This window comes from Methanolobus sediminis, from assembly GCF_031312595.1.
Lineage (GTDB): Archaea > Halobacteriota > Methanosarcinia > Methanosarcinales > Methanosarcinaceae > Methanolobus > Methanolobus sediminis.
In genome coordinates this window covers 1281768-1307443 of record NZ_CP133592.1, presented here as the reverse complement: position 1 = coordinate 1307443, position 25676 = coordinate 1281768, and the positions used below count along the sequence as shown (strand labels likewise).

26 protein-coding genes are annotated in these 25676 nt (G+C 42.1%); 14 read left to right on the top strand and 12 right to left on the bottom strand.

Translation table 11 applies throughout. From position 1 onward, the window contains the following. Positions 1–38: 38 nt before the first annotated feature. Together RE474_RS06340 and sppA are read right to left on the bottom strand one after the other, a co-directional pair. Entirely contained in the window at positions 39–440 is a 402-nt protein-coding gene (locus tag RE474_RS06340) for a metal-dependent hydrolase (RefSeq protein ID WP_309312123.1), read from the bottom strand. A gap of 86 nt (positions 441–526) precedes the next feature. After that, on the bottom strand, positions 527–1756 hold the full coding sequence (sppA, locus tag RE474_RS06335; protein ID WP_309312122.1) for a signal peptide peptidase SppA: 1230 nt from the start codon (positions 1754–1756) through the stop codon (positions 527–529). A 137-nt stretch (positions 1757–1893) separates the two neighbouring features. On the opposite strand from sppA, the gene metG reads away from it, so the two are divergent. Both metG and RE474_RS06320 read left to right on the top strand, forming a co-directional pair. After that, positions 1894–3933: a methionine--tRNA ligase gene (gene metG, locus RE474_RS06330; protein ID WP_309312121.1), complete on the top strand. Its 2040-nt coding sequence runs from the start codon at positions 1894–1896 to the stop codon at positions 3931–3933. A 400-nt stretch (positions 3934–4333) separates the two neighbouring features. Then, a complete protein-coding gene (locus tag RE474_RS06320; protein ID WP_309312119.1) occupies positions 4334–5005 on the top strand; it encodes a hypothetical protein in 672 nt (223 codons plus the stop codon). A 33-nt stretch (positions 5006–5038) separates the two neighbouring features. Here the strand turns inward: RE474_RS06320 and cyaB are convergent, their stop codons facing one another. From cyaB to RE474_RS06295, 5 genes are read right to left on the bottom strand one after another with little or no spacing between them, the layout of a single operon-like run. Continuing rightward, positions 5039–5569 (bottom strand): class IV adenylate cyclase, encoded by a 531-nt coding sequence (gene cyaB, locus RE474_RS06315; RefSeq protein WP_309312118.1) that lies wholly within the window; start codon positions 5567–5569, stop codon positions 5039–5041. Then, a complete protein-coding gene (locus tag RE474_RS06310; RefSeq protein WP_309312117.1) occupies positions 5563–5967 on the bottom strand; it encodes a Zn-ribbon domain-containing OB-fold protein in 405 nt (134 codons plus the stop codon). The genes cyaB and RE474_RS06310 overlap by 7 nt, the downstream gene beginning before the upstream one ends. Before the next feature lie 5 nt (positions 5968–5972). Continuing rightward, entirely contained in the window at positions 5973–7145 is a 1173-nt protein-coding gene (locus tag RE474_RS06305; protein ID WP_309312116.1) for an acetyl-CoA acetyltransferase, read from the bottom strand. Positions 7146–7155: 10 nt separating this feature from the next. Continuing rightward, positions 7156–8205 carry a hydroxymethylglutaryl-CoA synthase gene (locus RE474_RS06300; RefSeq protein WP_309312115.1) on the bottom strand — a complete coding sequence of 350 codons (1050 nt, stop codon included), beginning with the start codon at positions 8203–8205 and terminating at the stop codon, positions 7156–7158. A gap of 33 nt (positions 8206–8238) precedes the next feature. After that, complete coding sequence (locus RE474_RS06295; protein WP_309312114.1) at positions 8239–8979, bottom strand: helix-turn-helix domain-containing protein; 741 nt, start codon at positions 8977–8979, stop codon at positions 8239–8241. 156 nt (positions 8980–9135) lie between these two features. On the opposite strand from RE474_RS06295, the gene RE474_RS06290 reads away from it, so the two are divergent. From RE474_RS06290 to RE474_RS06275, 4 genes are all read left to right on the top strand, one after another. Then, positions 9136–9930 (top strand): CRISPR-associated protein Cas4, encoded by a 795-nt coding sequence (locus RE474_RS06290; RefSeq protein ID WP_309312113.1) that lies wholly within the window; start codon positions 9136–9138, stop codon positions 9928–9930. 394 nt (positions 9931–10324) lie between these two features. Then, on the top strand, positions 10325–12235 hold the full coding sequence (locus RE474_RS06285) for a phosphoadenosine phosphosulfate reductase domain-containing protein (RefSeq protein WP_309312112.1): 1911 nt from the start codon (positions 10325–10327) through the stop codon (positions 12233–12235). Between the two features lie 52 nt (positions 12236–12287). Beyond that, a complete protein-coding gene (purH, locus tag RE474_RS06280; RefSeq protein ID WP_309312111.1) occupies positions 12288–13904 on the top strand; it encodes a bifunctional phosphoribosylaminoimidazolecarboxamide formyltransferase/IMP cyclohydrolase in 1617 nt (538 codons plus the stop codon). Positions 13905–14149: 245 nt separating this feature from the next. After that, positions 14150–14935: a helix-turn-helix transcriptional regulator gene (locus RE474_RS06275; RefSeq protein ID WP_309312110.1), complete on the top strand. Its 786-nt coding sequence runs from the start codon at positions 14150–14152 to the stop codon at positions 14933–14935. A gap of 4 nt (positions 14936–14939) precedes the next feature. Here the strand turns inward: RE474_RS06275 and RE474_RS06270 are convergent, their stop codons facing one another. Then, positions 14940–15866 (bottom strand): UbiA family prenyltransferase, encoded by a 927-nt coding sequence (locus RE474_RS06270; RefSeq protein ID WP_309312109.1) that lies wholly within the window; start codon positions 15864–15866, stop codon positions 14940–14942. A gap of 335 nt (positions 15867–16201) precedes the next feature. On the opposite strand from RE474_RS06270, the gene RE474_RS06265 reads away from it, so the two are divergent. Continuing rightward, positions 16202–16669: a hypothetical protein gene (locus tag RE474_RS06265; protein ID WP_309312108.1), complete on the top strand. Its 468-nt coding sequence runs from the start codon at positions 16202–16204 to the stop codon at positions 16667–16669. On the opposite strand, the gene RE474_RS06260 is transcribed toward RE474_RS06265, so the two are convergent. Beyond that, positions 16634–17119, bottom strand: a complete 486-nt coding sequence (locus RE474_RS06260) for a hypothetical protein (RefSeq protein WP_309312107.1) — start codon at positions 17117–17119, stop codon at positions 16634–16636. The two genes, RE474_RS06265 and RE474_RS06260, sit on opposite strands and share 36 nt — an antisense overlap. A gap of 111 nt (positions 17120–17230) precedes the next feature. Between RE474_RS06260 and RE474_RS06255 the strand changes: the two genes are divergently transcribed. The 6 genes from RE474_RS06255 (at position 17231) to RE474_RS06230 (ending at position 21671) form a co-directional block, all read left to right on the top strand. Then, positions 17231–18229 (top strand): PhoU domain-containing protein, encoded by a 999-nt coding sequence (locus RE474_RS06255; protein WP_438861588.1) that lies wholly within the window; start codon positions 17231–17233, stop codon positions 18227–18229. Positions 18230–18363: 134 nt separating this feature from the next. Then, positions 18364–18999 carry an Era-like GTP-binding protein gene (locus tag RE474_RS06250; protein ID WP_309312106.1) on the top strand — a complete coding sequence of 212 codons (636 nt, stop codon included), beginning with the start codon at positions 18364–18366 and terminating at the stop codon, positions 18997–18999. A gap of 5 nt (positions 19000–19004) precedes the next feature. Then, the gene (locus RE474_RS06245; protein ID WP_309312105.1) at positions 19005–19367 is read left to right on the top strand and encodes a DUF2073 domain-containing protein; all 363 of its coding nucleotides are present in this window, start codon (positions 19005–19007) and stop codon (positions 19365–19367) included. Positions 19368–19384: 17 nt separating this feature from the next. Next, the gene (locus RE474_RS06240; protein WP_309312104.1) at positions 19385–19909 is read left to right on the top strand and encodes a hypothetical protein; all 525 of its coding nucleotides are present in this window, start codon (positions 19385–19387) and stop codon (positions 19907–19909) included. Between the two features lie 17 nt (positions 19910–19926). Continuing rightward, positions 19927–20535, top strand: coding sequence for a 6-phospho-3-hexuloisomerase (gene hxlB, locus RE474_RS06235; RefSeq protein ID WP_309312103.1), 609 nt, complete (start codon positions 19927–19929; stop codon positions 20533–20535). Positions 20536–20549: 14 nt separating this feature from the next. Beyond that, positions 20550–21671, top strand: a complete 1122-nt coding sequence (locus RE474_RS06230) for a pyridoxal phosphate-dependent aminotransferase (RefSeq protein WP_309312102.1) — start codon at positions 20550–20552, stop codon at positions 21669–21671. Positions 21672–21677: 6 nt separating this feature from the next. Here RE474_RS06230 and RE474_RS06225 read toward each other — a convergent pair whose 3' ends face one another. Then, positions 21678–22682, bottom strand: a complete 1005-nt coding sequence (locus RE474_RS06225; protein WP_309312101.1) for an NOG1 family protein — start codon at positions 22680–22682, stop codon at positions 21678–21680. 190 nt (positions 22683–22872) lie between these two features. Here RE474_RS06225 and RE474_RS06220 point away from each other — a divergent pair, with 190 nt between their 5' ends. Beyond that, a complete protein-coding gene (locus RE474_RS06220; RefSeq protein WP_309312100.1) occupies positions 22873–23745 on the top strand; it encodes a CBS domain-containing protein in 873 nt (290 codons plus the stop codon). Between the two features lie 26 nt (positions 23746–23771). Here RE474_RS06220 and hisE read toward each other — a convergent pair whose 3' ends face one another. Together hisE and RE474_RS06210 are read right to left on the bottom strand one after the other, a co-directional pair. Next, on the bottom strand, positions 23772–24071 hold the full coding sequence (hisE, locus tag RE474_RS06215; protein ID WP_309312099.1) for a phosphoribosyl-ATP diphosphatase: 300 nt from the start codon (positions 24069–24071) through the stop codon (positions 23772–23774). Positions 24072–24316: 245 nt separating this feature from the next. Then, a complete protein-coding gene (locus tag RE474_RS06210) occupies positions 24317–25597 on the bottom strand; it encodes a 3-isopropylmalate dehydratase large subunit (protein WP_309312098.1) in 1281 nt (426 codons plus the stop codon). Positions 25598–25676 lie beyond the last annotated feature (79 nt).

Genomic DNA, 25676 nt, shown 5'->3' with positions numbered 1-25676 from the left:
TGACTTATACTTTTTGTAAGGAGTTTTGTATAAGCTATCTAAACTCGATTTCTGTATCTGTGAATGAATATTGCAATTGCAGGTAAAAATGAGACAGCACATAGTGCATATATTGTTCCGGAACTCAAAATCCAGAGTAATGGATTGGCTGATAGAGGCCAGAGTGGAGTGATGTCCGTGTACAGTGGTGAATCCAGAATCACATGACTCCAGGTTCCGATAATTGAACCAATTATGATTGAATTAAATGAGTAACTCTGTTCAACTCTCAGTATATCACTAACTTTCTGCAACCACGTTCTTTGAGAATAAATGAGCCATGCAAGTAGTAGTCCTACGATAGTTGCAGCCAGAAATGTATGAAGTGGGCCGTGCAAAGGACGACAGCCTGCAAACAGACAGTAGGTTGCACGAACATCAATTATGATACTTCCAATCAAAATAGAAAAAAGATTGACCTTTTTCTCAAAGACTTCTCCGAGAAGAAAGGCTGGTCCTAAATGAAAAGGTGTGAAGGGCATTTACATCAGGTTAAATAACCGAATGGGCTGTCTTCGTAGTAATACACCAGTTCTGCGGTTTCAGCTGCGTCAGACTCAGAGCCGAAAAGCAGGCTTGAAAGTGTTGGCTTGTTCATGTAGACTATTGTTGGATCATCTATTCCTGCAAGATCTGCTGCCATGTCAATGGCATCATAGAAATTACCCAGTTCATCTACAAGTCCGAGCTCCTTTGCTTCTCTTCCTGTGTATATCCTACCATCTGCAAGGCTTTTCACCTCGCTAATGCTCATATTCCTGCCTTCTGCCACATCAGCAACGAAATTGCTGTAAACTTCTGCTACAACCTTGTTGGCGTATTCCTTCTCATCGTCAGAAAGTCCTCTTGCAGCATTTCCCATGTCCTTGAACTCACCGGATTTTACAATATAATATTCCACACCTTCCTTGTCATAGTATTCTGACAGGTTCTGGAATTGCCATATAGTACCTATGCTTCCGGTCATTGTTGACGGGTTAGCAACTATCAGGTCTGCTGGTGATGAAAGGTGGTAGGCTGCGCTTGCCGCTGTGCTTCCCATTGAAACTACAACAGGTACGCCGCTTTCACTTGCTTTTTTAACTTCTTCATATGCCTCTTCACCAGCTGTTGAAGATCCTCCACCACTGTTGATTCTCAATACTATGGCTTTCACATCTTCATCCTTCAGGGCTTTTCTGATATTATCAGAGATCTCTTCGGAGCTTGCGTAACCAAGTCCACCAGGTACACTGCTTGTAACCATGGTTCCTTCTATGTAAATTACAGCGATCTTATCGTTTGAAGAGTAAAGATTGCCGTTGAATGACTGGTAAATAGCTGCAAAACCTATACCGATAACGAATAGGAGAACCAGTACAATGGCAATATACTGCCATTTGCGGCTTTTTTTCTTTTTAACGACAGGAGTTTCACGGGGTGGATCATAATAACCTGTTCCGACTCTCGTTGCAGGTTCTGCTTTTGTTTCCCTGACAGGTGTTTCAGGAGCAGCATTTACAGGTTCACCACTCTCAGTGTCGTTTAAAGTACCCTTATCTACCTGGTTTACGACTTCTTCCTGAACAGGTTCAGAAACTTCGGCTATAACAGGTGAATCCTCTTCGGATACGACGCTGGTCTGGACCTCGTCCCTCTCGTTTTTATCATAACTATACGGGTAAAGATGATATTCGCTATCATCCTCTGTGTTTTTTTCTGAATTATCTCCGTTCATCTATTCGCTCCATCCCTCATCTAAAATGTATTTGCACATTCAAAAACCTTGCCTTATGCCCTGCGAGCGAATATATTTTATAATTGCACGCAATGCAACACAGTATATATCGATCATATTTTTAGTGGAGAAATTAAATGTCAAACATTCCTTCTGATAAACCCGTGCTTGTGACATGTGGTCTTCCGTATGCGAACGGAAAAGCGCATGTGGGGCACCTTAGAACATACATTCCCGCAGATATTTTTGTGAGGTCTCTCCAGAAGAACTCACAGGAAACAACATTTGTCTGTGGTTCCGATACCCATGGTACTCCTATCGTGGTAAATGCCGAGGAACTTGGTACAACACCCAAGGAACTTGTGCAGCAGTACCATACACATTTTGATGAAGTCTTCAAGAAGATGGGTGTGAACTTTGATGCATTCGGAACAACCGATGATGAAGAGAACCACAACCGAACAACCGAGATTGTTGACAAGCTTATTGAGAAAGGATATGTTTATCCAAAGGTAATCGAGATAGCTTACTGTCCTCAATGTGACCGTTTCCTCCCAGACAGGTATGTTGCAGGAACATGTCCTCACTGTGGTGAAAAAGCACGTGGAGACGAGTGTGACCAGGGTTGTGGAAAACACCTGGAACCTGGAGAGCTTAAGGAACCCACCTGTACTATTTGTAAAGGCCCTGCTGAATATAAGGAACAGGAACACTTTTTCTTCAAGCTTTCCGAATTCAAGGACTTCCTCATGGAACACCTTGAGAACCTTGGCGGCACACTGAACGCACGTAACTATGCAATGGGCTGGATAAAACAGGAGCTTACTGACTGGTGTATCACAAGGAATCTTGAATGGGGTATAAGATTCCCTGGACACGATGATCTTGTGGTTTACGTCTGGGTTGATGCTCCAATTGGTTACATGGCTTTCACAGAAGAGTGGGCAGAAGCAACTGGTGGCGACTGGGAAAAGTTCTGGAGAGGAGATTGTCCGATCGTCCACTTCATTGGTGGAGACATCATCTATCACCACTGTATTTTCTGGCCTGCAATGCTCAAAGGAGCGGACTACAGTCAGCCATCTGCAGTTGTTGCTTCAGGTATGCTGAAAATTGAGGACAAGACATTCTCCAAGAGCCGTGGATATGTTGTATGGGTTGAGGAAGATTATCTTGACCATGGCTTCCACCCGGATCTGCTCAGGTACTATCTTGTAAGCTATACTTCACACACCAAGGAAGTCAACTTCTCATGGAAGATATTCCAGGATAAGATAAATACCGAGCTTGTTGGTGTATTGGGTAATTTCCTGTACAGGAACCTGCTCTTTGCTTTCAAGAACTTCGGCGAGATCCCTGAGGGAGATATTGACCCTGAGGTCATAGAGAAGATCAATTCAACAATTGAAGAGGTTGTCAGGGCAAACTCCGAGTATGAGTTCAAGAAAGCTGCTGATACTGCAATGGCTCTTGCATCATACGGAAATTCATACTTCCAGTCAAATGAACCCTGGAAGCTCATCAAAGAAGATAAGGACGCCTGCGGAAAGGTTGTAAAGAACTGCATACAACTTGCCAAGGCACTTATCCTGCTGTTCGAACCAATGACACCAGGCAGCATGGAAGTTGCATGGAAGCAGATCGGCATGGATTCAGATGTCCATGAAGTTACATACGAAGAAGCGACAGTTCCTGTTGTAAGCGGAACAAAACTTGATGTACCGGAGATCCTGTTCACAAAGCTTGAGGATGACAAGATCGCACAGATGGAAGCAATATCATCAAAACGTGTAAAGGCTGCAATGGCAAAGGAAGCAGGCATAAAGGAAGTAGAAATAATGGAATACAAAGACGAAATAGAATATGATGATTTTGCAAAACTTGATATCAGGGTTGGTAAGATCGTTACCGCTGAGAAGATCAAGAAATCAAAGAAACTCCTGCGTCTCCAGGTTGATATCGGAGATGAGGAGCCAAGACAGGTAGTTGCAGGTCTTGCAGAGCACTACGAGCCTGAAGAGATGATAGGTAAGGTCGTGAATGTGCTTGTAAACCTGAAACCTGTAAAGCTCTGTGGTGTTGAGTCACAGGGAATGCTCCTTGCAGCAGATGCCGGTGAGAGAGTTTCTCTTCTGACAACTGATAAGGAAATGGGACCAGGTTCCTGCATCAGATAATTTTGTTTTTTTGTAGGGTGCATCCTGCACCCGTTTAAGTTTTTTATTTTGATTTTGCTTCTTTTTATATTTGTATTGGTTACTTGAGGTCACCAAAATGGAAATGGAAAAAAGGAATCTTGCTCTTGTAAAGAAGTTCGTTGAAATGCACGATGGCAGGGTCTGGGTGGAAAGTAAACTGTGGGGAGGCTCTTGATTCTGTTTCGAGATTCCTGTTGATGAGAATGAATGATAGGTTTTTAAGAAAATATTTGTCAAAAACTGTTCTTATTTTCATCTATGTTAAACGATTAAGATGTTCTATAGTTACTCATCTTATTTTCTTTGTTTTGGGTACTACTATATAGTAAAGTGAGTATAATGAATATCAAGATAGACATATGTCTACTGGGAAGGTAAGATGAGTGATGAATTGATTTGTACTAAATTGGCGGAAATTATCCGTCACGGATATTCTATGATCCATAAACTAGGCACAGGAGGCAGTTATTGGGACAATGAGTATCAAAGAGACATAGTCTGTTTTAATTCTGCCGCTAAAAATATATTGTTAATACGCTTTGGAGAGGACTCTCATTTTTATACTGATTACGATCAAATAAAAGTAAAAATTGGCGAATTTGAGAGTGAGTATAGTTATTATAGGCGATATGTACGAAGAAAAATTGGATTACTCGAAGCTGTACTTGATGCACTGAAATCGGGTTTAACAGATGATCAGTTTTATCAAAGAGAACTATTGGTTTTTAGTGACATGCTAACTCAGGCATTTGAGTTTCATGATAAAGGGCTTTTGTTAGCTGCTGGGATATATGGAAGAGTTGTTTTAGAAACTACGATAAAAGAATTTGCAAAGAAAAATAATGTTGAATTCACCCAAAAATTTGATCAAATAATAATTGCACTTCGGCAAGAAAACCTAATTAATCACCCTTTTGAGATAAGTCTTAGAGCAAACTATAAGATCGGCTCACTCGCAGCACATGGGAACGAGGAATTCAATGATTTGAATGACAAAGAAATACTAGAGTTTTTGAGTTTTATAAGAGATAAAGTGCTTACATTGAACTAGCAACTTACCCTTAAATTGTTGGTATAAATGTAGCTACTTTAGGGGAGTTTTTTCCAAAACCATTTCAAGATAAGATGTCCTGATGGAATCCTCTTCTCCAATTCCAAACTTCTCCAAAAATGAGAATATCTTCTTTCGGTGGGTTTCGATATCAGATTCTGCACCGATCTCTACTTCCATGAATTCGCCAAGTCCATTGACTTTGTCAAGGCAGATGGTCATATACTTGTACTTGTAGACATCTCTTGTCTTCTTCACAACACCGGATTCGTAGAATCCGAGCGCAAGCAGGATGCTTCGGGTTGTTCCACCGTCTACCTCGGTCTCGAATTCCTCTCTTGTTTTGGAAAGAGTATCCAGTTTTTTGCCTTTGTAGGTCATGACCGACCTGCCGTCAACGGAGCGTATCCTAAGTGCTTCATCCGTTTTGGCAAAATCCCTGTCCGGGGAATTAAAATAGGTGTCGCAGTGGTGCTGGACACCCACAAAAACAGCACCCATGGCCGACAACTGCTCTTTTACCTGCTGATGGTCGGCACGGGTCTTAACTTCTATTTCTAACATTTATCTGCAACTTCTGGTACGAACTTAGTACCGTAGTAGATCATACCACGCTCTCCGGCCTGTCCGAGCTTCCTGAACACAGGTTTGACCTTCATACCTATTTTCACATTTGAAGGGTCACATATTATCTGGCTTGTAAGGCTTGGTCCTTCGTCCAGTTTTATTATTGCGAGGACATAAGGTGTCTGGTTCTCAAAACCTTCAGCAGCAGTATGGATCACAGTGTACGTCACAACTTCTCCTTTCCCGGAGAATTTGTACTCCTCTATCTCACCTTCACGTCTGCATGCAGGACACATGTTACGTGGTGGGTAGAAATATTCATCGCACTTCTTACAGTGTGTACCTACAAGGTTGTACCTGGCTATCTGTTTTCTCCAAAATCTTGGTACGGACATGATAATCACCTGTTCCTCGAGAATATGTGTACAACAGCAGTCGCTCCGGAACCTCCCACATTGTGGGTCATTCCAATTTCTGCTCCGTCAACCTGTCGCTTTCCAGCCTCTCCGCGAAGCTGTTCGACTATCTCAACAGCCTGCTTTACACCGGTAGCTCCGACAGGGTGTCCGCATGATTTGAGTCCACCTGATGTGTTAACAGGTATCCTTCCGCCAATTGCAGTCTCACCGTTCTGCGTTACAATTCCACCTTCACCTTTCTTAGCAAAGCCAAGGTCTTCAATTGCACATATTTCAGCAATTGTGAAACAGTCATGGACTTCTACAAGGTCAATGTCCTTTGGCTGCAGGCCTGCCATTTCATAGGCTCTCTTTCCTGCTGCAACACTGGCATCAAGGGTCGTAATGTCCCTGCGGTCGTGCAGTGCAATGGTGTCTGATGCCTGTGCAGTTGCCTTTACGTAAATTGGAGTGTCTGTGTACTCATGTGCAATATCTGCGGGTGCAAGCACAACAGCAGATGCACCATCTGTGATCGGTGAGCAGTCGAATATGTGTAATGGGTCTGCTACCATAATGGATTTCAGTACTGAATCAACGGTAATTGGTGTCTTGTACTGAGCTATAGGATTGTGCTGACCGTTCTGGTGGTTCTTCACAGCAACCTGTGCAAGCTGTTCGCTTGTGGTTCCGTACTTATGCATGTGCATCCTTGCGATCATTGCATAAAGTCCCGGGAATGTTGCACCCATGATACCTTCCCATTCCCTGTCAGCTGCTGCTGCAAGGGCTGATGATGCCTTTGCAGAAGGTACATCTGTCATCTTCTCGGCTCCGGCTGCGATAACAATGTCATCCATTCCTGAAGCTACGGCATAAATTCCCTGCCTGAGTGCAAGTCCGCCTGAAGCACAGGCAGCTTCAACACGGGTTGAAGGTACATGAATATCCTTTGCAAGGCCTGAATAATCAGCAATTAGAGCACCGATGTGTTCCTGTTCTACGAACTGTCCACCGCTCATGTTACCGACAAACATTGCATCGATCTTCTCGCCTACAACACCGGCATCACTTACAGCACCTACACCGGCTTCAACTACAACATCTCTGAAAGAGCGGTCCCACAATTCACCGAATTTTGTGTTTTTAACACCTATGATTGCTACATCTCTCATTTTCCACACCTCATGCTATCTTTATCTTACCCTTATGCCTGGCGTACGTTGCGTAGTCTACATAGATCGGGTCTGCAAGAAGCTCTTCGACTTTCGGTGCATTGTCACGTATCTCATCTATCTTGTCGGTGACTGTTATGCTGAAAGCATCTCCACCGGCACCTGAACCGAATGCGGTTGCAAAGATACGGTCTCCCGGTTTTGCCTGGTCAAGTGTTGCTGCAATTCCCATCATACATGAACCTGAGTATGTGTTTCCAAGTCTTGGAACTACAAGCCCAGGTTTAATCTGTTCCTTGCTGAATCCAAGCATCTTGGCTGCACGGCTTGGGAACTTTCCGTTTGGCTGGTGGAATACTGCATAATCGTAATCTTCAGGTTTTGTGCCAAGTTTGTTCAGAAGTCCCTTTGCAGCGTTTGTTACGTGCTTGAAGTATCCTGGCTCTCCTGTGAATCTTCCACCGTGTTCAGGATATGGCATTCCTTCACGTCTCCAGAAGTCAGGTGTATCAGTTGTAAATGAATATGTGTCTTCGATAATTGCCACAAGTTCAGATTCCTTGTTACCGATGACATATGCTACACCACCTGCTGCGGCAGTATATTCAAGTGCATCTCCCGGTGCACCCTGTGCCACATCGGCACCGATAGCAAGTCCAAGGTCGATCATACCTGAGCTTACCAGACCCATACATGCCTGAACCGCTGCGGTTCCTGCCTTACAGGCAAATTCAAAATCAGCTGCAGTCAACACCGGAGTTGCTCCAGTTGCTTCTGCTACAATAGTACTGGTAGGTTTTACGGCATAAGGGTGGCTTTCAGAACCGGTGTATACTGCACCTATTCTCTGCGCATCTATGTCTGACCTGTTTACTGCAGCCCTTGCAGCCTCCACTGCAATAGTCGCTGCATCTTCATCAACATCAGGAACTGCTTTCTCATTGACCATCAGTCCTGACTTGAGAATCTCTGCATCGTCTCCCCATACGCGGGCGATGTCTTCCACTTTAATTCTATATTTTGGTACATAGGCACCATATGAGACTATCCCTACACTCATCTTAACACCGTTCAAATGTGTATTTAGTGATATTTACTCGATTACATGGTATTCGCTGTATTTCTTCAGCGCTTCTACCATTTCGTCAATATCCATTGTCGTTGCGAGAAGGGGAATCCTGTCAATCTCAGCCATTTTTTTAGCCATCAGATGTACTTCATTTCCTCGCAGGCCATGCATTACAACAGCCCCGGGTTTAAGGTTTGTAACCCTTATGGCGACCATTGGTGATTTTCCAGTCGTGACCTTGGTGAATATCATTGCACGTTCAGTACTCCATCCGTAGAGTTTCTGGAACTCATGGGATGAAAGTTCAAGAATAGCCTTTTTACTGTCGACAACAGTAAAACCGTAAAGCGGTTTCTCTATTCCTTTGTTAACGATGTCTGCCTCAATGATATTGGCAAGTTTTGCAACCTGCATGGGAAATGTGTATTCGTAGGTGGCGTAAATGGCCTTAGACTTCTTGTCTGCGAAAAGTATCCCCTCATAAGCATGAATTTTCTGTCCTCCCCTCTGTGAATCAATCTCAAGGAGCGCATCGACTATTCTGCTCACAATTAGCGTACCCGGAGATTTTCTCCTGCCGCTCTCATAGTCGCTGATGACCGAAGGTGAGACACTCAGATAACCCGAAAGGTCGGTCTGTGCGATCTCGAAGTTCAATCGCCATTTTTTCAGGGCTTCGCCAGGCTTCTCAGACAGCGTTATCTCGCCTGCCATCTTTTCTGCAAGACGCTGGCGAACCATATCATGCGATTCGTCTTCACTCATGCTTTATATTCCTAAGGGTAGATTACCATATATATTTAACGAATACAAGTTCGTCTATTGTCGATACATTTCGATTCAAAACATTTCTTTATTTATAGTATGTTATATATCAACTATAAAAATATGTTTCTTAAAAACGAAAAAATAAAAATAACCGTGTCCGAATTATCCATGTATTTTTCCTGTGCAAGGAAATTATATTATTCATGCCGCGGCCACGAGCAGTTCCATTCTTCCTCTCTAAGCTATATAGAGCACCTTGTATTAAAGGAAATGGCTATGACGTATTCTGATATGTTGAAGAGCTCTTCGTCAAAAGACGATGTGTTATCTGTAGACTTTGATTCCCTGCTTTTGCAGACAATGGATGATTTGAGTATTATCTATCCTGACGAGATGGCAGGTGTTACGGCAGAAGAAATTAGTGAACTTGCAGAAACTGTCCGTTCTTATCTGGCAGAGATTCAGCAGAATCTTACTGAGCAGATTGAAGACACGGAAATATCCGAAATATCCATAATTGCAGACCTGATATCCTCATCTGATAATGAACCATATCTCCATTCTGAAAAACTGAATGTGACAGGCGTTCCTTACAGACTTCTCAACATGAATGATTCGTTTGTTCCCGTGATGATAAAAACATCCAAAGCGCCTGAAAATGGTGTCTGGAACAATGACCGGCTGCATATTACTTCTCTTGCTATGCTTGCGGAAGAAACCCACGGAATTCCTGTAAAATCCGGTCTTGTTATATATGCAAAGTCGGGTCATTTCAGAAAGGCCAATATTCATTCAAATGACCGCAGGCAGGTCTTAAAAGCAATCAGCCGTGCAAGGCAGATCAAGGATGGCAAGATGCCGGATAAAAATGAGAGTGCACTGTGCTCCAGTTGTGAATTTTCAGAGATGTGCAATGTGAAAGCCTCGCTTGCTTCAAAGTTCTTCTGAGCCATTGAATCAGAGGATCAGATGATCTAAATTTCAGATTCTGGGTTTTGGGCTCTGTAGAATTCATGTAAATATGAGTGACACAAATGTTGCTCATTTTTTATTCCACAAAAACAACCTGTAATCTAATACAAAGTAACCATCCGCCGAAGGCGGTGTATTCATATGCTGCTTTCCAGAATTTATTACATTTATACAGGTAAATCTAAAAGAAACCATGCGATAAGAAATTACAATGTATTTGTACATAACTTTGTTTTGTTTTATAGGAAAGTGCCGGCCTCGCCGGTCTCATTCAAGTTATTCCTAATATACGATAGATCATAGTGGTAGAATTTTGATAGAGCCGAATTTGCCAAAAAGCATTTAAGACTTAAATATCTAGGATGACAGAATGTCCAAACCTCTTTACCTCGGCGAACTGCTCCTTTACTGGTGCCCTTCATGTAACGTTCCTGTACTTGGAAAAGAATGCTCCTGCGGGGCAAAGACCAAACAGGTAACTATCACTCCTCCAGGAGACATCAGACCTGCTTTTCCGTATGAAATTGAGCTTATCAATAAGATTTCTGTTGAACAGTTCAATGCACCGCTTATCACAGACCAGCGCACAGTAGTACTTAACAAATCTCCCTATGACGACCGCATGGAAGAGGTTATTGTAGACGGTGAGGTCATAGGCAGCATACGTTTTGAGCTTGAGCAGCTTAAATGGACCCTTCTTCTGAGGATGAATGGTGCAAGGCGCATATTTGGTAATGTGGATTATAAAACCCTGAGTAACTGGGTTATGATAGACGCAGGTGCTGAGAAGTTCATATTGGGTGGTTCCAGTGTGCTTGCTCCTGGTATAAAGGATGCTGACCCATCCATATTGGAAGCTGAAGAGGTAGTTGTTCTTACACATGAAGGAAAAGTCCTTGGTGTAGGCCGCACCCGCATGACCGGGGAAAAGATGCTCGAAAGAGGAAAGGGCGTTGGAGTAAAAGTGAGGTTCAAGGAAGATCCTGCTAATATTACACTTACAGTTCCTGAGGGTGGACAGACCTGGGACGATGTTGTAAAAGCTAATGAGAACTACATGAATGATTTCATTGAACGTTCCCACAAATTCATTAAAAATGTATCTTCATCAGTAGACCGTCCGGTCACAGTATCTTATTCAGGAGGAAAGGACAGTCTTGCGGTTCTGCATCTTGTAAGTGAGTGCCTTGATGAGTACGACCTTCTGTTTTCAGACACAGGCATTGAGTTCCCGGAAACCGTAAAGAATGTGCATGATGTCGCAGAAGCTTATGGTAAACCTTTGAATATGCTGGACTCTGGAAATGCTTTCTGGGATTCTGTTGACAGTTTCGGTCCTCCAAGTGTTGAGGTCCGCTGGTGCTGTAAGGTCTGTAAACTTGGGCCGATAACCCAGATCATCAATGATAATTACGATAACGGTTGTCTCACTTTCATCGGACAAAGAAAGTATGAATCAGACACCAGGGCAAAGAGCGAACGTGTATGGAAGAATCCATGGGTAGGTAACCAGGTAGCAGCCGCTCCCATACAGAACTGGACTGCAATGCATGTCTGGCTTTACATTTTCAAAAATGATCTGCTTTACAACCCGCTTTACGCTGAAGGTTTTGACAGAATCGGGTGCTGGCTATGTCCATCATGTTCCGTTGCAGACCTTTACAGACTCAGGGAAACCCATCCTGAAATGGAGAAAAAGCTCAACGATTACCTGCTTTCCTATGCAGAACGCATGGGTCTTTCTGAGGACTGGGTTAAGCACGGTTTCTGGAGATGGAAGGACCTGCCTGCTCCGTTGAAAGAGATTGCAAAGAAAAAGGGAATCAATCTTATTCCACAGAGTAAGAATGAGTACAGTCTCAATTTTGCTGTGACAACTGGTTATCGTCCATGCAAGCAGGGTGGAATATCCGCAGAAGGCGGCTTTGATGGTTCTGTTGACATTAACAGGCTGGAACTCACTGGAATGCTGGAAGCAGTTGGAAACACCTCCTACATGGAAGGTGTTGCGATGGTAACTGAAGATGAAGACCGTGCCCAGGTGTTTGCTTCAGGTAGCGTAACTGCCAGAAGTGATTCTGACAAGTCTGCGCGCAGGCTCATGAGAAGGGTTGAACTTTCTGTCAGAAGGGCTCTTCTTTGCAGTGGCTGCGGGGTCTGTGTTGGTAAATGTCCAGAAGGTGCCGTAAAAATAAAAAAGGGACTTGCTATCATTAATGACAGATGTACACACTGTGGTCAGTGCATAAGTGTTTGTCCTGTTGTCAAATTCAATTCCTGATTCCAACCAGAAACCTTTTAGTATATATTCACCTCTTTAATACGGTGATTTTTTGGTAAAAAGAGCACTGCTCAGCGTTTCTGATAAAACCGGAATTGTAGATTTTGCTCGTGGACTCGAAAAACTGGATATACAGATCATCTCTACCGGCGGAACTGCCCGTATACTTCGTGACTCAGGTATTGAGGTCATGGACGTTTCAGACGTCACGGGCTTCCCTGAAATGATGGGCGGCAGGGTTAAGACTCTCCATCCAAGGATCCATGGTGGAATTCTCAGTATAAGAGATGACCATGACCATATGGGAGAGGCCCAGAAAGCAGAAGTAGAAATGATAGACCTTGTAGTAGTCAACCTTTATCCTTTTGAGATCACAGTTTCAAAAGAAGGCGTATTGCTTGATGAAGCTATTGAAAATATCGACATTGGCGGACCTGCGATGCTCAGGTCGGCAGCTAAGAATTATCGTTATGTAAGTGTTGTATGCGACCCTGATGATTATGGTCATGTTCTAAAAGAGATCCGTTCCACAGGCGTCGTGTCCCAGAAGACAAGAGAAGTGCTTGCTGTAAAGGCTTTCAGGCACACAGCCGATTACGATGCCACCATAGACACATATCTTAGTAAGGAACTTCTTGGTGAAGAAGTACTGCGCCTCAGTTACAAGGACGGAGTTACCCTCAGATATGGAGAGAACTGGCACCAGGCTGCTAAGTTCTATAAAGAGGATGGCATAACCGGCCCTTCACTTGCCAATGCAAAGCAGCTTCATGGAAAAGAACTTTCCTATAACAATTATATTGATGCTGACAATGCCCTCCAGACCGTTAAGGAATTATCCTGTTCCAATGCGGCAGTGGCAATTGTAAAGCACAACAATCCATGTGGTCTTGCAACCGGCAACACACTTTTGCAGGCGCTCGGCGCAGCATGGGACGGCGATCCAATATCCGCATACGGAAGCATAATCTGCACCAATACTGTTTTTAGTCTTCAGGCAGCAGAATTCCTCAATGGTAAATTTGTTGAAATAATCCTTGCTCCTGGATTTGAGCCGGATGCTCTTGAATATCTTAAGAACAAGAGTGCAAATCTCCGTTTGCTTGAATTGCCTGAAATGAACGAACCATTTGAGGTTGAGAATACCTATAAGTTCGTTATCGGCGGCATACTGGAACAGTCCCGCAATGTAGGTATCTATGACAAATGGGACTGCGTAACTGAAACTCCATATCCTGAAGACCTTCGCGCAGTTTCTGAGTTTGCCATGCATGCATGCAAATGTGTGAAATCAAATGCAGTTACTCTTGCGTTTGAGTATACCGATGGCTGCTACATGATGCTCTCAATGGGTGCAGGACAGCCAAACAGGGTAGATTCCATCAGGAAACTTGCTGCAACAAAGGCACGTGAAAATCTTAAGGTGATGTATGACCGTGAGATTACTGACATGTCATACGAGGATTACTGCAATGATGTATTCGCAAAATGTGTAATGGCATCTGATGCATTTTTCCCATTCGATGACAGTGTTGTGCATGCAGAAGAAAATGGTATAATGTATATTCTTTCACCCGGAGGTTCCATCAGGGATCAGGAAGTCATTGATACGGCTAACAGATTGGGCGTATCATTGGTATTCACCGGAATGAGACACTTCTTACATTGAAGTGTTTCTCTCTCTTTTTTATGTTAAGTTTTCTTTATTTACCACCGGATTATGTTTTTGCATTTTTCTTTTGATTAAAGTTTATAATCATAGCAATTAAAATTTATATTTTATTTGTAAAAATTATCTTCTGCTACTTTTTACGCGAAAACACTTATAAATCATTAACTAACTTTTATATTAATTAGTTGCGTTTTGCTTATTGGTTGGTTGGATACATAATCAATATATATTGAGGTGGAAAATTGAAGTCTAAGGGGCTTTTAAGTATACTGACATTTTCGGAAAAAAGGAAGGACATACTATTCCTGCTTGAAGAAAAATCATGTACATTATCCGATATCAAAGATTATTTTAACGTATCCTCTCCGGAAATTTCCCCACGAATTAAAGAAATGCTGGAACACAACCTGATTGAAAAAACAGAAAAAGGCTATCAGATTACCCCTATTGGAAAAGCTATAATCCACCATTTCAGACCTTTTCTGGATATTATTGAAACAATAGAGAAAAATGAATCTTTCTGGGTAGAACATTATCTGGGTGATATACCCCAGCATTTGCTCAACGATCTCATAGCTTTGAAAGAATGCAATGTCGTGTCAGGTAGCATAGAGAATATCTACGAATCCCACAAAATATTTGTGGAAAATCTTCTCAAATCGACAACTATCAAAGGAGTATCCTCAATATTCATACCAACATATCCTGATTTTGTAGTGGAACTTGCCAAAAAGGATGTACCGACCTCCTTGATATTGACTGAAAATGTGTTTCAAAAGGTGAGGGATGAGCACCGTGAAAAACTGAAGTTCTATTTGGATGCTCCAAAAACCGAGCTTCATGTAATAGATGATGTAAAGCTTGCTTTCGTAGTTACTGATGTATTCTTCTCCATGTCCTTGTTCTTCAATCCTGACACCTATGACCCGAGGGATGATATTGTAGGGTATGACCAGGCTGCATTAAAATGGGGAAGTGACCTTTTCGATTATTACCAGGGTAAATCCCGCAAGGTCACATCTATTTGATTTTTCAGGCTAGTAGTCCGCTTGCAATTGTCCTGAGTCCGACTATGGTGGTTGACTCACCATCTATCATGAACAGCCTTCTGGCAAGTCTGTTCTTCGTTTCAACCTCCACAGGCTCTGCAAAGTTCTTAATGTACAGCAGTCCGATAATGAAACTGTAAGCAAGTATTACAGGTTCAAACGCCAGTGTTCCTGTAATTATGGACGTTAATAGTATTATGTGGGATAGTGTATGCAAGCTGAATAACATTATCTTAGCTTTTTCCTGTCCGAGTACTACTGGTAGTGTTTTAATTCCTGCCAGAGTGTCGCCTTTTATGTCCTTGAAATCATATATGGCGGAATTAACAAAGAGCTTGAGGCCAAAATAAAGGAAAACTATTACAGGTGCAAACATATCGGTTGCATAGATGCCGGCAATGCCTGCTATGAATGCTCCCCATGTTGTGCCGACAACAATATTCTTCATTCCAAGTCCGCCTTTTAGCTTGAGATTGAATTTACCGATTTTGGCACCTTTACTGTAAAGATAACCTGTGACAAGAGGGAGAAAAGCGAAGAATGTAAGACCATTTACCGTAAGGATTGCAGCTCCGATCAAAAAGCAGATGAGCGAAATTATCAGGGCAGTCTTCTTCGAAGCTCCCTTCAATTCAGGCCTGTTGGCCAGATCTTCTTCAGAATCCAATGCCCTGTCTAAAGTGTAGACTGCGTAAATGATCAGTCCTCCTGCAAGGCAATTCAAAAAGACAGACTGTATATGGAGCAACAGGAATGCAATATGTATTCTTAATGCACCTGAAAATGAGACCAGTATGGAACTTTTGAGAAGATTGATAGTAGGAGATGGATTAATGCGTGGCTGGCTGTACTTTTGTTCGTATTTCTTTACTGAAAGACCCGGGAGAGCTATTGTGCAGTTCGAGTTCATATCAATAAAAGGACTCAAACCATCTAATATTATTTTTTGAGTATAAGATTATACTATTAAACTACTAAAGCCAAAGCTATAATCATACAGACCAAAATACAAACCAGCTATAAAAGGCCTGCACTATTTGTTTGTACCTATATTATGAATGCCTGGGATGGCTTCATCTTTGTAAACTTCTATAATTATTATGGTATTAATATTAAAGTATATATAATTTTTGTAACTGATGCTTATACCAGTGCTAAAAAAAGGTCTATCAATCTATTATTAGTGAAAATCTACTATATATACGACTAGTTTCATTTTACAGCATACTTGCAAAGTTGGCAGATATGAGTAACACCATTGAAATCTGCCATTTTATTCATCAGGATTATGGTATAGTGGTATATGGCGATGATATTCTGGATTTGCATATGGCTCCCATGTGCAATTTAGCTTTGAGAAACAGGTGTGTAGCTCCTCATTACAATTCAAATATTTGTGGCCTGTCATTGCATTTTTGTCTGAAAGGTTCGGAAAATGGGGAAATTATTACTTCCATAAGCAACTATATAGTTGATGTCCTGCAGTCTGTATATCCGTTTGACAGGTCTTTTTTATCCTCTTTCTCTTCCCGGTTGCTTTATGAGGTAAAAAAACTTCCACTTCATGTAAACGGACCACGCATAATGGTAGCTATCATGATAGAATGGATGTCTTTTGCTGCATTGATAATATCCTCCAGAAAAATGACTCCTGCAAATATTAAAGTCCGGATCAATTCAATCGACTGTGTCATTTCTTCCGGCTTGCAATAAAATGTATCCGAACACCCAAAAAAAGAGAGGAGCTATTGGAAGTGTTTTGAAACTGCTGTTCCATACTGCAAGGGAACTTATCAGTGAAAGGATACCGCATAATATGAGTATGTAACCCGCAGTCTTTGTATCTATATCTATCTCGATATTGTCTTTGAAGAGTTCATAGGCAGCCAGTCCTATACAGGCAAAAGATGCAATAACCCATCCAAGTGTCCTTACAGATGGCAGGAATCCACCCATTGAGAGTAGTTTCATCTGCTTGATTATGCCGACAAAGATCGTTCCGTAAATTATGTCAAAATTAGCATAGAATACAGAGAATTTGATTCCCCACCCCTGGGAATACGCAGAATAAAAATAAACTTCCCAGGGTATAGCCAGACATATAAATGGCATTATTTTTCTCAAAAGCTTCATATCATCCGGTTTTATTTTCAAATTTCTCATAGCCCTATATTGTATAATCTCAAATATATATTTTTATGCAAAGGGAAGTGCCTATATATTACCTTGTGTTCTATATATTCAAGTAATCTATAACATAAATGAGGGATTTCAATAGAAACCAGAAAAGTTCAGCAAACAGGTGGTTCCACATATATTATTTCTCTTCCAAAAACCTGGGCAGACAAAGTTGGCATACAAACAGGAAGTAGAGTCACTTTACAGCCCCAGCCAGATGGTAAACTGGTACTTGATCCTATACATGATGCTCCTCCGGTGAGGAAGATCCAGATAGATGTTAGCGGGCTTATGGGTGATGCCCTGACAAGGGATATGATAGCAGCTTATCTTGCAGGTTCTGACATTATTGAGGTAAAAGCAGACAGGATCCTGGCGGAACAGAAGAATATTATTCGCAGTATGTGTTACAAGCTTATTGGACCTGAGATCATAGAGGAAACTGCTAAAAAGGTGGTCATTCAGGATCTTCTGAACCCTGATGAAATATCCATAAAAAAGAGTGTAAGGAGAATGTATCTAATCTCTAATTCCATGCACATTGATGCAATAAAAGCCATCAAGACACTTGATGCGGATCTTGCACTTGATGTTGACCAGAGGGATGATGATGTTGACAGGCTATTTTTATTGATCTCAAAACAGTTCCGTGCAATATTACGTGGTGCAAGGCTTCCTGATGCGGCAGAGACCTCGATTGATGAATATCATGACCTCAGGATGGCAGCAGGTCCTATTGAGCGTATAGCAGATCACGCACGTAAGATCGCAAAGGTTACAACCGCCCTTAACGAACCAATTCCCGATGATATTATGGAAATGATAGAATCGACATCTGAGCTCTCCAGAAAGGTTGTAGAGGATGCAATAGATGCACTTTATAATTCTGATGTCGGGCTTGCAAACCAGGTTATTGACAGGGTTGCCCGCATGTCTCCTATGATCAACAAGTTAAATGCTTCTATTCTCAAGATAAAATCTTACGGAGCTGTAGTTGCCCTTGGTACAGTTGTTGACAGTATTGACAGAACAGGTGATTACGGCTCAAATATAGCTGAAATTGCTATAAACTCTGCAATGTCGAAGAACATATAATTCAAAAAGATAGCCTGAATATGATAAAAACAGACAATTTACAGATTCAGATAATAAAAATTATATGTCAATGAGTGTTTATACTACTAAAATTATCCATAATAAAATATAATGCTACTTCACGGAGGGAATGAATGGGCGTAATCAGATCGTTCAAGAGGAATTTTTCAGACCTATTTAAAAAACTGTTCAAAAAGCAGAATGCCCGAATTGGAATATACGGCCCGCCTAATGCGGGAAAGACTACCCTTGCTAACCGGATATTAAGAGACTGGACCGGCGATGCAATGGGATCTGTATCACACATTGCTCACGAAACAAGACGCGCAAGACGCAGAGAAGGTGTGACTATCAAGACCAACGGAAATTCCATTACTCTTGATATTATTGATACTCCCGGACTTGCCACAAAGATCGATTTCCATGAGTTCATGGAACAGGGTATGGACGAAGCAGAATCCAAAAGGCGTGCAAAGGAAGCCACAGAAGGTGTCATTGAAGCTGTTAAATGGCTTGAGAACCTTGATGGTGTAATTCTTGTTATGGACGCAACTGAGGATCCGTTCACCCAGGTCAATGTGACTGTTATTGGTAATATGGAAGCAAGGAGTCTTCCACTTCTTATTGTCGCCAACAAGGTGGATCTTCCGGAAGCTTCTCCTTCAACTATCAGGGATGCTTTCCCACAGCATCCAATGGTTTCAATATCTGCCCTGGAAGGTAAGAACGTAGAAACATTCTACGAAGAACTTGCAAAGAGGTTCGGGTGATCGCAATGCAGGGCTTCCAGATGGATCTTGTATCAGAGCACAGATTATCCCAGATGTCACCTGTGGAAAAGGTCAGGTTTATTATTGATGAGGTAAAAAGCGGAAAGATACTGGTCCTTGAAAAAGGTTTGAGTCCTGAAGAGGAGGCAAGCCTTATTGAGATGACAATGACTCTTATTGAGCCTGACGGATTTTCCGGTATCGAGATGGAAAGTTACCCGTCAGAAGTGGACACCTCTTTCATAGGAAAGATCCTCAAAAAGAATGCTCTTAAGTCACGTCTGACTGTAATCGGACCTGCTGATCAGTTAAAGACCCTGAAAAAGGATCGCAATATGATCAGTGCACTTATTTCCACAAACAAGTAATTTGCGTGAAGCAATAAATGGGTCAGAAATCAAGTAAAGAATATGAAATATCACCTAATCTCTCCCTTTCTTCTTTTGAGATGGGGAGAGATGATGTGAACGTAGTTTGTACCTACGGTAAAATCTCCATATGGTTTGGAAGGCAGGCACCGGATATAGTCATAGGACAGATACTTCTTGGTATATCCAACATTGACAATTCGGCTGTCCATGAACTTGAACTCATATGTGATTTTGACGAAATAATGGAATATGAAAGCCACGGTTACGTCCTCGTGTCGTATGCAAAATCAAAAAACGGCTACAGGACAACTTTCAATGTTCCTTTTTCCAGCAAAAAAGCTCTTTTTCATCTTGCAGGTTCTATCACCGAAGAACTTAAAGACAAGGACACTATCTTAGACTGCTACTGGACCGGAGATGACTCTGACATCATGCGTTTGTATGAAGAGTTGAGTAATATTGAAGGTTGGAAGCTTAAAGGCATCAATTATAAGGATGATGCAAAAGAAAAACAAAGTGATATCATAATTTCTGATTGATTTATTGAGGAACTCTTATGAAAGAAATCCACTTATCTGAATGTAAATACTTAACTTCTTCTATTTTATTGATGGCTGAGCACCTTGAAAATATGGCAAATAAACTTGACAGGGATTCTGTCATACAGATGATTGAGGACATAATGGCTGCAAAGCGTGTCTTTGTCATGGGTGCAGGACGTTCAGGTCTTGTAGGAAGGGCATTTGCCATGAGACTTATGCACCTTGGACTCGCATCCCATGTAGTCGGTGAATCCACAACTCCTGCTGTCAGCAAGGATGATGTTGTCATAGCGATCTCAGGCTCAGGCCAGACCCGTTCCATTGCAAACCTTGGAAGAGTTGCCAAAGAGATAGGTGCAAAACTTGTTACCATCACATCCAACAAGGAATCCGTTCTTGGGGAGCTATCCGATACAACAATAGTTCTTCCGGGAAGGTCAAAGGATGACGCAGGTGGCTATGTTGAACGTCACATGCGCGGTGAATATACTTATCTTACTCCTCTTGGTACTTCTTTTGAAACCTCTTCAAGTGTTTTCCTTGATGGTGTTATTGCTGAGCTTATCTTCATAACCGGCGCTTCAGAAGAAGATCTCAAGTCAAGACACACAAATATTGAATAAAATTAAGTGATAACATGCCTGATTCGAAGTTCGCACAGAGGGTTCTGTGTATAGATATTTCCGGTATAAGAAAGATGTTTGAGGGTGCAGGTCCAAATTCTATTAATCTTGGTCTTGGACAGCCGGATTTTGATACTCCGCAGCATATTAAGCAGGCTGCTATAGATGCTATCAATGAAGGTTTTACAGGTTACACAGCAGGACCGGGAATTCCTGAACTTCTTCAGGCTTTGAGTTCCAAGTTCAAAGATCAGAACAATTTTGAAGTTTCACCAAATGAGATTATCGTCACATCAGGTGCTTCAGAGGCTCTGGAGCTTGCAATGGCATCCCTGGTAGATCCGGGAGATAATGTGCTGATAGCAAATCCGGGTTTTGTGTCATATAATTCTCTTGTACATATCATGGGTGGAACTGTAACTCCTCTGCCTCTTGAAGACGATCTTACAATAAGTCCTGATGTTGTAATGGAAAATATAGCTCCGAAGACAAAAGCTGTCATCATTAATTCCCCTGCAAACCCCACCGGTGCCGTGCAGAGCAAAAGTGACATGAAAGCATTTGCAGAGATTGCAGATGACCATAATATAACAATAATCTCCGATGAAGTGTACGAGCATTTCATCTACGAAGGTGAACATGTCAGTCCTGCCCAGTTCACAGACAATGTGATCACAATCAATGCAGTGTCCAAGACATTCTCTATGACTGGATGGAGGATTGGTTACGTTGCTGCAAGGAAGGAATATACCGAGCAGATGATCAAGGTCCACCAGTATGTGCAGGCATGTGCTAATTCCATTGCCCAGAAGGCTGCATACGCAGCAGTTTCAGGCCCGATGGATTCTGTCTATGCAATGCGTGATGAGTTCAAGGCTCGCAGGGATATGCTTGTCGAAGGTCTGAACTCAATCGGACTTAAATGTGAATCTCCAAAGGGTGCGTTTTATGCTTTCCCTGAAGTTCCAGAGGGAACTACATCAGGAGAAATCGCTTCAAAATTAATATCAAACGGGGTAATAGTTGTTCCCGGTACTGCCTTTGGTGACCGCGGAGAAGGACACATACGCCTTTCCTACGCTTCATCCATGGACAACTTAAAACAAGCTCTTGATATAATGGAAAAAGTATTGTGATGACTTTTAATAGTCATCCATTATCTCATTTTCTTCAACTACTTCTTTTTCTGCGATAGCTTTTTTGACCATCTCTATAAGTGTTGAAGTAACTTCTTCGATGCCTTCTCCGGTAGCAGTTGACATTTTCATATCAACAAAATCAAGATCCCTGAACTGTGGTAAGTCTGCCTTGTTAGCTGCTACGAGAACCGGCAAGTTAAATCCACTGCGAACTTCTTCAAGCATGCGTTTCTGATCCTCTATCTCATATCCGCATGTTTCAGTTGCATCAATAATGAAGAGGACAACAGCATCGAGATTCTTAAGAGCTGTAATTGCCTGAAGTTCAATTTCATTGCGCTCTGACATTGGTCTGTCAAGAAGACCCGGTGTATCCATTACCTGATACCTGTCATTGTCAACAAAGAAATGTCCTATTGATACTCCTTTTGTGGTAAAGGGGTAAGGAGCTATCTCAGGTGTCGCTCCGGTAACCTTTGTAACAAAACTGGATTTTCCAATATTCGGGTATCCTGCAACAACAATGGTCGGCTCATCATTTACTGAAGGCAGTTTTCTGAGCTTATTGCGTGATTCGTTGAGGAATAACAGATCTTTGTCAATTGAGCGCATAATGGATGATAATCTTCCAAAACACTGTTTTCTGACTGACATAGGTTCTCTTGCTTTTCTGATCTTGCCAACATGATCCCTTGTTACTTCATGTATCTTTGCGCTGGCCCAGTCAAGCCTGCTCAGGGATTTTCTCATATCGTCAACGCCTACCATAACATCTGCAAGTTCGTAATAGAAAGGTGGCAGATTCTCAAAAGTAGGGAATCTTCTAACGATGTTCTTCAGGTTATCCGTGAGTATGTTACCAGCAGTCAGCATCATTGATTCGTTAGCCTCAATTGCTGTCTTTCTTCCACTGATAGTCTTTCCGGACATGGCTCTGGTTGCTCTTCTAAACGCCTTGTCAAGTAATTCCTCGGATGTCTGGACTGTATTAATTTTCTCAAAGATCATGTTTCTTCCTGTCGTGGCTTCAAATCACTTCAACATATAAATCCCTATTCCTATAAATAGAATCTTTTAAAAAATGTAATTCTCCTGCAATACATTTCCCAGATTCTCTAACTGTGATTCTATACTATGTTTTATATATCTCTTAAGAGTTATCTATAAACTATATTGAGTTTATGGACCCGGTGATTTTGTGGAACTGACTCCTATTCAGAAAGATATTCTTATTGCATTGATCAATCTCCAGAGAGAAAAAGATCGAGCTGTTAAAGGCGAAGAGATTGCAGAGCTCATTAGCAGGAATCCTGGTACTGTCCGGAATCAGATGCAATCTCTGAAAGTTCTCGGTCTTGTTGAAGGTGTTCCTGGTCCAAAAGGTGGATATAAAGCAACAGGCGAGGCCTATGAAGCTTTAAGTATCACAGCAATGGACCATGAAGCAAGTGTTCCTATTTACAGGAACGACCAGCTTGTGGATGGGGCAACAGTAGCCGAGATCAGTTTTACCACTGTCAGGCATCCTGATCTTTGTCATGGTATGCTAAAAGTACTTGGCAATATTAAGGGATTTGAACAGGGTGACCTTGTTCAGGCAGGCCCGACACCTGTGAACAAACTTGTTGTTCGTGGTGAAATAGTAGGAAGGGACGATACCCAGAACACTCTTGTCTTCTCAATTAATGAGATGATCTCCCTGCCAAAGAAACCTGTTAAGAACTATGCCCGTACAAATATGATCTCAATAAGTGAAAATGCTTCCATTCAGGAAACAGCACGTATACTTGTTGACAATGGTATTCATGGAGCTCCTGTAATGGATGGAGAGGTTATCCTTGGTGTTGTCACCTTCACTGATATTGGTGATGCTGTAGCAAGTGGAAAAATGACTGCAAAGGTCAAGGAAATTATGACTCGCGACCTTATTACAATTGATGCTGACACATCTCTCTATGATGCTGTAAAAATGTTTGATACTCACAATATCGGTTTCCTGCTGGTGTCCTATGATGGCGTACCAAAGGGAGTTCTTTCCAAGAAAGATGTATTCCACGAACTTGTGTATTAAAAATAGTTAAGAAATAGTTCTAAGAACTATTTTCTTCTTTTCTTAAGTTCGGTGGCGATCTCTTCAAGGGTTATTCCCTCAGCCACAAACATTACCATGAGGTGGAAAAGCAGATCAGATGATTCGTATATGATATCTTCCTTTTTCCCGCTTTTCACGGCAAGTATGGTTTCAACTGCTTCTTCGCCGACTTTTTCCAGTATCTTGTCAATACCTTTCCTGTGGTTAAGCAAAGAGCACACATATGAATTCTCTACAGGATTCTTTTTCCTGTCTTCTATGATCCCATAAAGTTCGTCAAATATTGAAAGGTCAGTGTCCGGCATGATTTATCCCTCTCACATATATGGTAATCATATTACATCTTTATGGTGCATAGCTCAAACGGGCAACCTACGCGGTAACTTTTGAAGGCAACAGATAAAAAACAGTTATAGTGACGTTGGTTGTAATCCACACACAATATGACGGGATAGTGTTGGTTATACCAACGTCTGGAACTATCATATTAATTTGTTTAATATATCTTTTGTGGTCTAACAGTTGAAAAAAAGAACGAAAAAAAGGGAAATCAGATCTTTCTCGGATCTGTGATTTCTCCTGTGAGTGCTGATGCTGCAGCGGTTGCCGGTGAGCTCAGGTATACGAAGGACTGTGGGCTACCTTCACGTCCCTTAAAGTTACGGTTGGATGTTGCAAGTCCTACCTCACCATCACCGAGAAGTCCGAAAGAACCTCCCATACATGGACCACAACATGGTGCTTCCACAATTGCGCCTGCTTCCATGAACTGCTCGATGTAGCCTGCTCTGAGTACCTTCATGTACTCTGTTCTGGATGCAGGGATAATAAGAAGTCTTACTCCCTTTGCAACAGGCTCATCACCCATCATCTTTGCGACAACTTCGATATCCTCAAACCTTCCATTTGTACAGGAGCCTACAAAGATCTGGTCAAGCTTTGTGCCTTCAACTTCTGTTACAGGCTTTACGTTGTCTACGTTGTGTGGGCATGCGACCTGTGGCTCAAGATTGCTGATGTCATACTTGTGAAGTTCACAGTCTGCACCTTCATCAGACTTCCAGTATGGGTCAAACTCATAGTCTGGTATTCTTTCCTTGAGGTATGCTTCTGTAACTGCGTCAGCTTCGATGATACCTGCCTTACCGCCCATTTCGATAGCCATGTTGGAGATGGTCATACGCTCGGACATTGGAAGTGAGCTGATAGCTGAACCTGCGTATTCTGCTGCCTTGTATCTTGCACCCTCTGCACCTACATCTCCAATGAGGTGGAGAATGATGTCCTTTGAGTAGACGTGCTTTGGAAGTTTTCCTTCAACCTCAAACCTTATGGTCTCAGGCACCTTGAACCAGAGTTTTCCTGATGCAAAGACTGCAGCCATGTCAGTTGAGCCGATACCTGTTGAGAATGCACCGAGTGACCCGTATGCACAGGTGTGTGAGTCAGAACCTACTACAAGGTCTCCTGGCTTTACATGTCCCTTTTCAGGCATTACCTGGTGGCAGACACCTTCATAAACGTCATAGTTGATGATGCCCTGTTCCTTTGCGAACTTCCTGAGCATAATGTGATTCTGTGCAGCGTTGAGTGAGTCTGCAGGAACCTGATGGTCGAAAAGAATTACGATCTTGCTTGGATCCCATACCTTCTTTTCTTCCTTGTCTCTCATGATCTCGTAGAATCCTTCTACTGCAAGAGGTCCTGTGATGTCGTGGGTCATTGCCCTGTCTATATTGGCCAGTACGAATTCTCCGGCTTTTACCGTCTTTCCGGCAGCCTTTGAAAAGATCTTCTCAGAGATCGTCATAGGTTCATTATTAGTGGACATGTTTATTCCTGCATAATGTTTATTTATTATAAATCAATCGATAAACTGAAATTAAGTGTAATTTTAAGCCTAATTTAGG